General features: G+C 40.0%; 8 protein-coding genes. 1 reads left to right on the forward strand and 7 read right to left on the reverse strand.

Annotated elements, in window-relative coordinates; translation table 11 throughout:
* Window positions 1-16 precede the first annotated feature (16 nt).
* Genes H5180_RS01200 through H5180_RS01230 form a run of 7 tightly spaced genes read right to left on the reverse strand, consistent with a single transcriptional unit; the run spans window position 17 to window position 9297 of the window.
* Window positions 17-1576, reverse strand: a complete 1560-nt coding sequence (locus H5180_RS01200) for a TssA family type VI secretion system protein (RefSeq protein ID WP_182733902.1) — start codon at window positions 1574-1576, stop codon at window positions 17-19.
* Window positions 1573-2565: a type VI secretion system-associated protein TagF gene (tagF, locus tag H5180_RS01205; RefSeq protein ID WP_182730835.1), complete on the reverse strand. Its 993-nt coding sequence runs from the start codon at window positions 2563-2565 to the stop codon at window positions 1573-1575. The genes H5180_RS01200 and tagF overlap by 4 nt, the downstream gene beginning before the upstream one ends.
* A gap of 8 nt (window positions 2566-2573) precedes the next feature.
* Window positions 2574-6290: a type VI secretion system membrane subunit TssM gene (tssM, locus tag H5180_RS01210; RefSeq protein WP_182757498.1), complete on the reverse strand. Its 3717-nt coding sequence runs from the start codon at window positions 6288-6290 to the stop codon at window positions 2574-2576.
* A 9-nt stretch (window positions 6291-6299) separates the two neighbouring features.
* The gene (gene icmH, locus H5180_RS01215; RefSeq protein ID WP_182719396.1) at window positions 6300-7022 is read right to left on the reverse strand and encodes a type IVB secretion system protein IcmH/DotU; all 723 of its coding nucleotides are present in this window, start codon (window positions 7020-7022) and stop codon (window positions 6300-6302) included.
* 13 nt (window positions 7023-7035) lie between these two features.
* A complete protein-coding gene (gene tssK, locus H5180_RS01220) occupies window positions 7036-8376 on the reverse strand; it encodes a type VI secretion system baseplate subunit TssK (RefSeq protein ID WP_182757499.1) in 1341 nt (446 codons plus the stop codon).
* Window positions 8376-8843, reverse strand: a complete 468-nt coding sequence (gene tssJ, locus H5180_RS01225; protein ID WP_145242499.1) for a type VI secretion system lipoprotein TssJ — start codon at window positions 8841-8843, stop codon at window positions 8376-8378. Before tssJ ends, tssK begins: the two co-directional genes overlap by 1 nt.
* Before the next feature lie 34 nt (window positions 8844-8877).
* The gene (locus tag H5180_RS01230) at window positions 8878-9297 is read right to left on the reverse strand and encodes a hypothetical protein (protein ID WP_182730837.1); all 420 of its coding nucleotides are present in this window, start codon (window positions 9295-9297) and stop codon (window positions 8878-8880) included.
* Window positions 9298-9611: 314 nt separating this feature from the next.
* On the opposite strand from H5180_RS01230, the gene vgrG reads away from it, so the two are divergent.
* A complete protein-coding gene (gene vgrG, locus H5180_RS01235) occupies window positions 9612-13442 on the forward strand; it encodes a type VI secretion system tip protein VgrG (protein WP_182757500.1) in 3831 nt (1276 codons plus the stop codon).
* Window positions 13443-13452: the final 10 nt, after the last annotated feature.

A 13452-nucleotide genomic window follows, 5' to 3' on the forward strand; every position in this document is an offset into this window, starting at 1 on the left:
AGTCAGGCTCTTGTAACTAAATCCAAGCTATTGCTTGAGCCGGATTGGTTACCATCATTCGCTGACTAATTTGCTTAGCAGCTAAACTCATTTCATCACTTTCTGCCAACGACAGATTGGCGTAACATTGCTTGGCAAAACGCCATACTTCCATGCAAAAATGTTGTTGCCACTTCGCTAATTGAAAAGTTTCAATTTGCTCAAGTAATTCGGTTAAAATTGCCAAAGCGTGTTCATAATGCTCCGCTTTAAGTAACAACTTGGCTTTTAATAATTGGCTTTGTGATTGGTCAAACCCGGTAGGGGTACTTAATTGCTCAACCTTGCTAAGCGCAGCACTGAGTTGTCCTTGCACTACTTCATCAGCCAATAAGCTATAATGTTCATCAAAAATATTGCCTTGCGAATTATTGCTTGCTGGCGTTTGTGCATTGCTAATTTCAAGTAACGTTTCTTTATTGGCTGGGCTGCATAACCCTGTGCCATCGTCGTACTGTAAATGAGTTAAAAGCGGAAACTGACTAGTTAAATTAATCAATTGCTGCTCAAGCCAGTGACTTAGCTTGCCTTTATTTAATTGTTTTAACGCACTTAATACCAACATTTGTAAGTTGAGATTAAATTGCATCGCACCTTCCATAAATAAGCCTTCTGCAAGCATGAGTGCCTGCTCTGGTTGTTCACTGGCAAGTGCATTTTCAATCGGTGCAAAAGCCGCAGCTCTTGGTGCTGGTAAGCGTGTTTTACCATTTTCATTAGCCGGTATTTTCAACCCAGACCAACGTGCAGCACGTGATAATTTAATCACCCGCTCGATGTTATTTTGTTCTTTATCAAAATTCAGTAATTCACGAATAGCTGATAAATAAGCCGTGTCACTGCTGAGATCACCAACCGTAATACTTGCAACTTGACTTACAGAGCTGTGCACTGATGATGTTGAATGTATTGCCGGTGTACCGTCGCTTGGTGCTTGTTCAGTATCGTCTTTACTAACAACTGACGGCTCGACTGCCTTTGCAACTGGGTTGCGTTTCATTTGCTCGTCAGTCCACTCGTTTAAAGTAGATAAAGGACCTGATTCACTATCTAATAATGGTACTGAGTGTTGGTTGTAATCGGTTAATACCGCATCTAGTTCGGCCCATTGTTCTGCGGTTGCCGAATGACTTTGCGAAATCCCTTTTAGACGTTCTTGTTGCTGTAAAAACCAGGTATTTACAGCACTGCGCATGCGCTCTTTAAGTGGGTGTACGTCGTTGCTAAAATCAGCCAATATCTTATTAAACAATTTGATTGAACTAATTAACCCCTGCACCCCAAATTCACTGGTTGCAGCTAAGCATAAGTAACTAACAATACGTAAATCTTTACTCTTATTCTGTAATAAGTCAGTTGCTTGAATAAACATCACTTTAAAATCAACCTCACCAACACCCGATGAAGATGCTTTGAGACTTTTAAATGTTTCTTCGTATTTTAAATCTTCGCCACACGGCAAACCTTGCAATGGTGCAGCAAGTTCATCCAGCCATAGTTGCCAGCTATTGTGAGTATGTGGTTGCTTTAAACTCATGCTTTACACCATCGTCTTAGTGCATCGTATACACTTACGTTATCCATATCGGCAAAATTAATACTGTAGTCACTTGGCACTTTGCTCAGTGGTAAATTCGTCAAATCAATAATTTGTGTTGATTTGTCTTCATTTAACCAAATCGAGCTAAAATAGGATGCCGATACAGGACGACAAAACACCGTTAAACTAGGCGCATGATCTTCACACCCTAGTTGATAAAAGAACCACGGTTGCCAGTTGTGATCAGCAACCACAGATGCTATTAAATGCAGCCAAAACCCAGCGACCAAGGCGCTCTCATGACTAAACTGTGGCATTGGTAAACGAATACCAAATTGACTGCGTAGACAGCCTCTATTTGCAATCGACTTCAATACTGCAGATAGTTCTTCAATTAATACAGCACGCTTATGCACATCATTCATCTGGAGATGCTGCCACAACACACTCATCGGTATCATGCGCAGTTTATCTAGCTCTTGATTTAAATTTGGTTGTTGCTTCAACGCATCAGCAACCTTGTTATAAGCATGAGCTTGTTCCGCCATCGCATCAATTGATGGCGCTTCTTTAATGCGATCATTCACACCAATTAAGTGCTCAATCACATGACTAGCATATAAAAACAAAAATGCTGGATGGCGTTTATAAGTGTCTAATCCGCTATGTATAAAAGAGCTAAAAGGGTAAAAACGGCCACTACTATCTTTACTTGGTTGTAAAATACCAAGCAAACTACTGTCTTCACTGTTCCCAGATACAAAAAACAACGATTTAACACCATTAAGTACAGCAACATTATTCGCCTTTCGACCACGATTAAGGTGAGCAAATCCTTCTTGTAACCAATGATCAAATGCCACTGATTCACGCGATGAAATATTTAACTTCACAAAATCAGGTCGTACTGGTGTTTTCCCCATATAACCGTAAGAAAACTGTTTTACTAGTAACGGCGATTTCTTTTTAGAAAATAAATTAAACATAACCGCCCCTACTGTACCGAATTATTATTCGACTGCGCATATTGCGGCGATTTCGAAAACAACGAGTTCGGTAAAGCAAACGAAGTCAGCATATATTTTGAGAAAATACCGCTATTACGCCCTGATTTTAAGGAAAACTGTACTGTTAATTGCTGTTCTGACTTATCGGTTAGTTCCCATGTAGCTAAGAACTCAGTGCCTTTTATCCATTTTACATTAGCATTATTAAGCACTTTAAGTAGCGCCCACGGACCATCTTGCTCAATCGAAATTCGATTGCCTTTATTATCTAAACCATAAAGAATCGCTTTTTCTGCAGCACCACGACCAGGCCAAGAAAAGTTACGCCACTCCTCCGGCTCATTACGATAGCGATAACCTTGCTCTGAAAAGCCTAAATAAGTTTCACGAATGCCTCTTTGTGGTACTGGCATCATCTGAAAATTAAAGCCCGCTGAATCTGCGCCACTAGTAAATAGTGAGCGTGTTACTTTATTTGCTTTTGTTAAACCATCGAGTAATTCTTTACTAAAGCCAATACCAACACCATTCCACTGTTTTTCTTCCCATACGCCACGACGTACTTTCATAAAAGGTTTCAGTTGAGTGTTAGTAAAGTTCCATAATATGCCCGACTCAGTGTTTAAAAACTCCGACACGTCAGCAATCGCGGCATCAGGTCCATTTAGGTTAAATGGGTACTTTCCTGCGATGCTGTTGCTGTACATTGTATAAACTTGGTTTTCCCACTCTTCATTTAACTGGCTTCGTGCTTTGGCCATAATTGTGGCTATACCCGCTTGTAAAGGCGCTTTGAAAAGAGTATCCAACGTTTCTTTTGTTTGTGGGTCTAAAGCACGTGTTTGGCTTTCAATGATGATCCATGAAGACTGCAAAGCATTGGTTTGATTATTACCTGAGAGTAAATCTTGGACAAAAATCATAGCTTGGCCATCATCTTCATTACTCGCCGCCATCGCTTTTATGTCTGAGTGGATGCTGCTTAATGAACTAATGTACTGGCCCATGTAATCAGAACTGCGCTTATTATCATCGTTTTGTGTAAAACGGCGTAAATCAGCAAAGCGAGATTCCAGCTCTGGCGCTCTAACCGTACTCATTTGTGAAAAATCAGGGCTGTTAATAGCTTGTTTAGCTAGCTTTCCTTTTGCTGCTTTTTTCTGCGCAACGTCGGCAGCACCGGCAACTAAGGTCGCAATTTTGTCATTATTCGCGGTAACGGCTGAAGGTTCGTCAGCAACCATTATGTTATTGTTCACCAGCATCATTAAATCTATCAATGGGCCATCGTTTGATGAAAGGCGAGCAAAATCAATACTTGCATCGTTTAAGTCTCTAAACGCTGGGACTTGAATACTATTTAAGAATTCGAACCAAGTATTACCGTATTCCTTAAAGTAATAAGCACGCATTGCTTTGGCTAAGGACTCAGCTTGTGCTTCATCTACAGCATTTTGCCCTTCGTCATTACTGGTGCCCATAACCCAATCGCCTGAGAACACTAACCGTGAAATACGTTTAATTTCAGGATATACATATTCTTGCCAACCAGCATTGGTATATACATAAGGAATTGCATAGCTACTTTTTAATACATCACGGTTATTAGCCGACATAAACTGATTAAGCTGTAATGCTTTTTTGCGCTCAGCAAAGCTTGTTATCACTTGCTTATACAGAGGCTCAGCCTCAGGTTGAGTATTTAAACTTTCGCGCGCAGTATAAATTGCGGTTTCATTTGCTTGCCAAAAATTAATCTTCCCAGGATGCTCTAGATCAGTACCTAAATTAGCTAAGTACACATCTAACAACGCAGTTAATTGACTATAAATGGGTGTATCTTGTTGCGCTGTTAAATCAATATTAAAGTGATTACTAATAAAACTAAGTAGCTGCTGTTTAGCAAATTCATCATTTTTATGTTCGGGGTGTGTGCTTAGCATTAAATGTAATTTAAGTGCTTCGTAATAAGGTTGTCGAATACCTACGCGTGACTCCGGCTCATCAGAGTTCCAACGACTTTCATACTGTTTTAATTGTGCTAACACCTGTTTTTCAGCAGGAAGTGTGATCAATTGGTTTAACTGGTTAAATAATACATTCGCGACACTTTGAGTTGTTTCGTCACCTTCGTAAATACCAAAAATAAAATACCAAGGTAAGCTTTTTTCATAACTTACAAGCTCCTGATAATGCTCAAATAATGCAAGTGTTGCAGCTAGCTTTTGATCCGCCTTCGCCTTATTTACATTAACTTCAACCACCGCTTTCACGCGAGCTTCGCCTTGGTTCAGCAATAACTGATTACTGGTGTATGAGGTAATCAATAACGCTGTAATCGCCGCTATTGAGGCAAGCCCCGTGGTTACAGTTAAACCTTTTAACCAACGCCCAACTAGGCGCTTTTTACGATTACCCCGAGTTAAATCTTGTAGTTTAAAAACAACATCATTAAAAACGCGATTAATAAAATAGCTTTGGGTGATTGTTTCTTGTTTTTGTTCAACCACAACCGCGCCAAATTGATCGCGTACACCGTTGGTGATTCGCTCAATTGGTGTGCCCTCTTGTGTACCTGAGGTAAAATACACGCCTGCAAACCAAGGAACTTCTTGGTACGGATTCGCTTTAAATAGCAAGTTTACAAATTCGGTTAGTTTTGTTGAGGCCGATTTAAACTGATTAGGAAAATCAAGGATCAACTGTTTACGATGCTCATTTCGTTCACGGGCCACTTTACTTAAACGTTGCTGGCACAAACGTTCGTATAATTCATCCATTCTGAGCTCGAACATTTCAGCCGGATCGGTTTTTTGATCTTCACTAATATCAAGTAAATATGCGCCCCACACTTGCTCGCGCTCTTTTTCAGATAAGTCATTAAAAAAAGGTTCAAAGCCACTAATTAAATCGGTTTTTGTGAAAGTGATATAAACAGGGAAAATAACACCTAGTTGCGTGATCAACTCTTCAATACGTTCACGGACTAACTTTACATGCTGGCGAATTTCTTCACTGTCAGAGGTTAAAACATCAGCTACACTAATTGCGACCATTACGCCATTGATAGGTAATTTTGGGCGGTACTTTTTCAGTAAATTTAAAAATGATAACCACTCTTTGTTTTCTGATTGCTCAGTTGTGTAACGTCCTGCGGTGTCAATTAAGATCGCTTGATCTGAAAACCACCAATCACAGTTACGTGTGCCACCAAAACCTTGAATATGCAGTTCGCTAGAGTTTGAATACGGAAAATGTAATCCAGAGTTAGCAAATAAAGTACTTTTACCGGTCGCTGATGGACCAATGATCATATACCAAGGTAGTGCATAAAGAGCGGTATTACCACGATAGCCAGCGCCTAAGTGCGATGCTTTTAATGAGCCTAACGCTTCTTGCATTTTTTCTTTTATTTCATCAAGCTCAGCACTTGAGCCCGCATTGTGATTTGCAAGTTCAGAAGCTAACTTATCGCCAGAACGCTTAGTCCATAACCAACGAGTAAAAATAAATAAAATGAATACCGCCGTAACTGCTCCCATAGCAATCAGCTTTTTATCAGTCGTGTCTAAGCCCACCATGCGCCCAGCAAACCAAACAATGCTCAGCACTGCAATTAGACCGATCAACTGTCCTGTGGCGCGAGATGACACTAAGCCCAGTAAAAAATGCACTAGGCCACTTTTATTTACTCTTCCTTGCATGGTATTGCCTTATCGTGTCTCGTTGGTTTTATTCAATTGAGTGAGTACCTCCACCTGATTACTTATGGTTTGCGTACTCTGTGTAGCCTGCTTGTTGATCACAAAATGAAAGCCTGCAAATAGGGAAGCGATTGAGCCTAAACAAATCGACAGAATAACCCAATAAGGGACATTACGACCGACTTTCATAGCAAACCCTTCAGCAGGTACGCCATTATCAGAAAGCAGTGCATTAGGCGTGCCTTTGACATCTTCAATTTGTGCACGAATGTCAACTATCAAAGCTTTAAGCTGTTCTATTCCTTTAACTTTATAGATACCTTCAAAACCCAATTGCAAACAAATATAGTACACTTCTAACGCCGCAAATTTATTTTCACCGCCAGTACGCAAAGTCGCTAAACGCTCAAAAAACTCTTCACCTGCACGGTTATTGCCAAAAAACTCTAACTGCAGCGGTCGTGACATCCAGTCCATACGAAAATGCGCTCCGGAGCTCATTACAAACTCATCGCACATTGCAGTAAGAGCAAATTTTACTTCTTGCATCACACTAGTCGTCACTTGTTGGGCATAACAATTACGCTCAAACTCATCAAAACTATTTAATAACTGATCACGAAAATCGTTCAGCTCAAGATCGGTTGATTGCTTGAGCTTTAATGGCGATAACGCATTTATAACCGGTGATATACAGGCGATTAAATCTTGTTGTTGTGATTGTTGTTGCATCATTTCACCTAACTTAATTGCGTGCGACAGTAACTATTTCGATTTGCGCAGCTTGCAAACCAAATGGAATAAATAAACTTAACGACTGCTCTTCGATTATTTGCTGCCAAATGTAACCATGTGATTCAAGACGGAAATATTCATATCCACTCTTTATTGCTAATTTATTTGGCGGCCGTTGGCAGTGAGTTAGCTGAACACCTGCAAGGGCTGATGAAATCATAATATCGAGTTTTTCAGTTGCGCCAACTTTAACTTGGTCGCTAAATGTTTCAATCCACTTGGTATCCTCAGCTTCAAAATAAACCGCTAGATAAAAGTCGTTATGCTCAAAAATTGCTGAGTCAATAGTCGCAACCTGATGAATAGCATTGGAAACTTTTTCAAGTTTAAGGCCAGCCATTTTCTTAGGCACAACACCTTCAAGTAGCTTAGTTAGCAACTCATCTAACTTACCAAATACATGGCTGAGTTGTTTATGCTGATAAGGAGGGACTTGGTTTACTAAATCACTGTGTTCAAACATCGATACAGAGCTGATCAAATCAACCAATTCACAGTACAAACGCTCTGGATGAACTAATGACAAACTTTTTAAATGATCCAACCGCTTTGCTGAAGGTGCCATCGCATTAAGTAATAAAAAGCTATTCATCTCGTTTGGACCAAAGTCAGTCACTGAACCAAAGTTTTTCCTGCGACTAAGCAACACATTGACTTTCGCATTCACTAAATTTGCGGTGCGATTTAATAGCTCAGTTAAATATACCGAAGCACTGATATTTAACAGTGGTGGTACAAAGTGTTTATTAACAACAAAAGAGCCGTCTTCTGCGCGGACTATTTTCAAACACGCTAAAGTATCAAAATAAGTTTTTACATCACTATCTGTTAATAATATAAATTTAGGGTGCGCTATCAGCACTTCACGATTACGTGCAGCATCATGATCATCATTTAACTCAATATAGTCTGCATGATAGGCACTGAGCTGACCGGTTGTTGCATAACCCTCAATATTACTAACGATTTTATTGGCAGCAATCGCGATGTAAATAATCACTTCATCTAGGTTAGGATCTAATTCCAGCTTTAATTCGTCATGTTGTTGGCGATCAAAATCAAGTAATCGACCATTTTCAAGTAACAATTTGAAGCTAGTAATTTTTAATAGCCCACGTGATAACGCTGACTCATCAATTGCAAGATGCTGGATACCAAATACCAATGGAGAAATAAGTCGCTGTCTTACAATTTGATTATGCTCATGATACTCATCAAATAACTGAAAATGGTGTTGTGCTAATAATACACCTTCAGCCCAGACGGGTTTTACGGGGGCTTTAGTACTCATTACTGTGCCTCATCCACGTCAGGCAACTGCACTTCATTATTTGTGATCAGCACATCTAATGCAGTCGATAATTTAACCGGACCATCACCTAATTGATAATACGTTTTCCATTTGTCTCCTTGGCGATCTCTGAATAACGCAACAATTGCCACAAAACGAGCATTTTCAGCTTGTTCAAAAGCGATCGTTGTTTTTTCGGCAGGATTAATAGTACGTTCTTCTAACGTGATCAATGAATTTGCTAATACTGATTTATCTGACTTCCAAAGTTCTTCAAACGTCGCTGTTTTAAAGCTCTGAATATCAGACAATTGATACACTCTGAGAACCACTGGAAGTGCTTCATCAAATTGATTTAAATTTAAATTATCTGTTGCTGTAATGTCTAACTCTACATTAGTGCTCATGCACGCAGTGAGTGACATTAACAGCACAGCTAAGATTACTTTATTTATTGCAAAACGCATTTAATACCTCATTAGATATTTTAAAATTGATTATTCAGTTTTTACAAAGGATCTCTTCATAAACAGGGCAAATAACCCTATTAAAACGCACTGACGCACAATCGGACCAGCGATTGCCATTTAAAATTCTAGAAAAAAAGCCTGAACTTTTATTTTCTTGATTTTCAACAGCTAGAGACTTGATGACAACATGATCGATTGAAGATATTAATTTAGAATTTAAAACTATTAACTCTTGAATATAACTAGATATATTTTCATTAATTAAAATAATATTTCCATCGTTCTTTGGAGGATTATTCAAAAAGAAGAAAAACTGATCTATAACAGATTCAGAAAAAACACGATGTGCAGGAATACCTGTTTGATCAAGTAAAGAGGAGATGTTACAGGTTAGAGACCAAGCCAAGGAGTAAAGGCTATCAACCTGATTTATAAAATCTTTTTTTCTCATTTTATCATCCTTGATTTAACATAGTCAGCTTAAAGTTGCACTAACGCGGTAATTATTCAGTCCTTAGAATTAGCGCATGATACAAACATAATTGTTAAAATGTCAACCGAATTCAGTGCGAAAATACAACTATTTCTAACTTAAAGTTGTTCCCAATAAAAGCGACCACACCATATAATTTTAAAAATGAACACATTATGAACCTATTTGCATATAATCTAAATATCGTTGATTACAAATATTTCATTGATTACCGCTAGATTAATGTGTATTTTTACACGCATTATCGACCAAGGTAGCAAAAGGACAAGGAAATGTCTAAATCACGATTATTGTTAGATATTAATAATAAAACAATGAACGTAACTCAGGTAAAGGGAATTGAACGCTTAAATAAAAGCTTTGAGTTTGACCTGATTTTCGACACCCTCACAGATGAGCCTTTAAACGATTTATTATTACAATCGGCCTTAATTACATTTGTAAATAAAGACAATTACTATCGCCACCAAGCAGGCCTCATAACACAAAGCACCGATCTTGGGTTATTCAATAAAAAACGCCGCTATCATATCGTCATTAAAGATCGATTGAGTACGCTAAAAAACACCTCAGATAGCAAAGTATTTATCGGGGTTAATTTAAAAGATGTTTTACACTACCTAGCATCACAAGCCGGATACTCTCAAGGTCAAGTAGATTTCAGAGTTACCCAACCGTTTGCTGATATGCCTCAGTGCGTACAAGCAATGGAAAGTAACTGGCAGTTTTTTCATCGTTTACTGGCTTCCCATGGTTTATTTTATTGGTTTGAAAGCAAAGACTCGGCTGAAATACTGGTGATAAGCGACAGTAATTTAAATAGTCCCTACCTTGAGCGCGGCGTTTTAGAAGTTACCAGTAGCGCTGGAATGAATAACCAACACAGAGAGCAATTTGTTGGCTTTATGCATGCTCAACTTACTGAGTCTATTTATAACAATACTGCAAACAGTGCAGCCTATGGGCAATTTAATACCATTGCCAGCAATAGCCAATCATTCTTTGAACCCTGTGCGTTATCGCAATCCGCCGCAACTAATCAAGCACAAAATTTTAGTAATGCACTAGCGAGTTTAAATAAAGTTATTAGCTTAACTGGTAACGTATGTGATTTATTTGCGGGATGTTCGATTTCATTAAGTGATAACACCGGCATTGGTAGCAGTGGTGACTTGCTCTGTATCGCAGTCGAGCACTACAGCGAGCAACCAAGTGACGAAAGTAGCCATGAGGGTTTAACTAAATACAGTTGTACAGCGCAATTTATTGAGCGAGGCACCCCCTTTAAGCCACTCCCTATTCCCCATCAAGCAAAACCGATGGTATTCCCTGCGAAAGTAGAATCACTGACCGGCAATGCATTTATTGATGACAACGGGCAATATCGAGCCCGCGTTGATTTTGACAAAAATGCCAGACCTATAACGCAGTCAAGCCCTGCCTTGCAAAAGTTAGCTCTGTATGCATGCCAAAACCAAACTCAGGCCACTGGATGGCACTTTCCACTCGTCGGTGGTTCAGAGGTACTAATAGGCTGTATTAACAACGACCCAAATCACGCCTACATTATGGGCTTTGCACTAAATAGCGATCAACCAAGCGTAGTAACCGCCGCCAATCCAACGCATAACCGATTATTAACCGCAGCCCACAACGAACTACTATTTGATGATGACGACAATGAGCCAAAAGTTATTTTACAAACCCTTGCCAGTGAACATTACTTTGAGCTAAACGCCAAACAACAGTCTGGCCGCCAATTCATAGAATGGATAAGCCAACTAGGCACTATAAACTTGCACGCAGGAAAAGACCTCTGCCTAGAAACCGAGCAAAGCAATGTACAGTTCGTGATAAAGAACAATCAATTTATTGATGTTAAAAATGAACTCAAACAACAAACTAACAACGGCAATATAAATTACCAGAGTGCCGGCAACAATGCGTTCATAGGTAAAAAAATCGATGTTAAAGCTGACCAAGAGCTATCATTAATTTCGGGGCGTGCGGTTAAAATAAACGCGCAAAGTGATATTTTACTAAAGACTAATAACAGTGATTTAAAGCTCAACGTACCAAATGGCTCAACGTTTTTACAAACCAGTAAGTCAATTAACATCACAGGCTCTGGGCAAGGCGATTTAATCATTCATAACGCCGGCGGCGAAATTAAACTCGATAGCCAAGGCAACGCCACCATCATCGCTACCAATATACTCACGCTCGACAGCAACATTGTCACCTTTGATGGACCAGTTGATTACGATATAACCAGCCCGCAAACAGCCAGTAGCCCAAGTGCCTCAAGTCCTGCGAGTATTAGCCAAATCACCGCGTTTGATTTAAGTGACAATACGCTATCTGCAGGCGCACTCGCTCAGCTTGAACTTGAATACTTCTACGAGGATGGCTCTGCCATTGAAGGTGTTGACTACCATATTATTGATAATGATGGTGTTGAACACACCGGCACCCTGGCGAATGGCGTAGCAACCTTGGCTAATTTACCACAAGGTAAAAGCCAAGTGACATTGTCAGCAACCACCCAAGCCGATGAGCAACGCCTTATTCAATTGCGCAAAGAATTCAATCAACACCTTACCTCCATGCTTGATGAAATTCGCAGGCAAGCCGCGATTGGGGATGCCATTTTTGAGCAAGAAGACTTTTTTACCCAATGGATGATTGAAACCGGCGCAAGAGCAACGGGTCTGTATCAAGGCGCTAAATCCCTTGTAACGGGTATCGCTGATTTAGTCGTACTAGGGATTGATATCAATATCAGTGTGTATTCGGCCTGTTTTAGAATGATTGACGCCGTTGCAAGTGGTGATAAAAACGCTGTTAAACAAGAACTTGAAACCATTTTAGCCTTTAGCCAAAAAACGACCAGCGCATTATCACAGGCGTTTGAACTATTACTTGCCTTAATGGACGATGCAGACACCCGCAGTGCATTAGCGCGCTTCCCGTATGACTATATTGAAGCGCATTCCTACGTTGATAAACAACGTTTAACCGGTGTTATGGCGTTTGAGATATTATTAGCGCTGTTAACGGGCGGTGCGGGAGCCGCAGCCTCTGCGGCAAGTAAATCCAAGCATCTCGTCAATGCGAATCGCTCATTAGTCGAGATGGCCGACATACTCAAACGCAAGCAACTTAACAAAACCACCTCGCATACCGTGTCGCCTGAGCAACCTAAATTAATTGAGCACATTGACAAACCCGATGCGACATTACAACCAGGTACAAACCGAGGCGTAACCACGCAGGTGTCAGCCAAAGCCCATGCTGACTATTTATTAGAGAATCTTCCCGATGATATTCGTGGCAACTACCGTGCATACACCAATGCAGACGGTAAAGTTATCATACAGCGCATAGATGGGAGTAAACCACCGAAACTGCGTTATGAAAATGGCGCGTTAGTTACTGTATCTGACCAAATCGATGTGTTTAACACCATTTCACAAAAACTAAAAATTAAACACAGCAACTTAGATTCAGCCGCAAGAAAGCGTTTAAAAACATTAGAAACAGCACGTAATAAAGCCGTTGCACAACGTGACGCTGCATTACTGGCAGGCGACGCTAAAGCATTAACAGATGCACAAAAAGCCATGCGATTGGCCAGTGAAGATTTAGGTGAAGAAGCCGCACGCATTTACGTACAACAAAATTACCCTAACGCCAAACCGTTAAACACCAAATTACCCGGTAACGGCAAACAAGGCGAGTTTGACCAAGTGTATGTCATCGAAGATGGTAAAGTCCTTATCATGGAAGCCAAAGGCGGTAATGCAACATGGGGTAGCAGAATAGCTGGAGAGGAACGTGCACAGCAAGGCTCCGCCAAGTACATGGATTCTGTGATTGATAATTATACCGAGCAGATGAAACGCCTCACAAAAGACCCTCGCTATGGTAAAGTCGGCGAAAAAGCCTTTACTAAGCAGGTTGAAGGTATTCAAGATATGTTAGATTCACTAGAAGACGCAAAACTAGATGGAACGCTAGAGTATATTGGCATACAACAAAAAGCCAATGACAATGGACTAATTGACGTTATTGATGTGTCTATTTTTGATATCGGATTTTAAGGAGATTTTT

It is taken from the genome of Pseudoalteromonas sp. SR41-4, from assembly GCF_014163985.1.
Lineage (GTDB): Bacteria > Pseudomonadota > Gammaproteobacteria > Enterobacterales > Alteromonadaceae > Pseudoalteromonas > Pseudoalteromonas rhizosphaerae.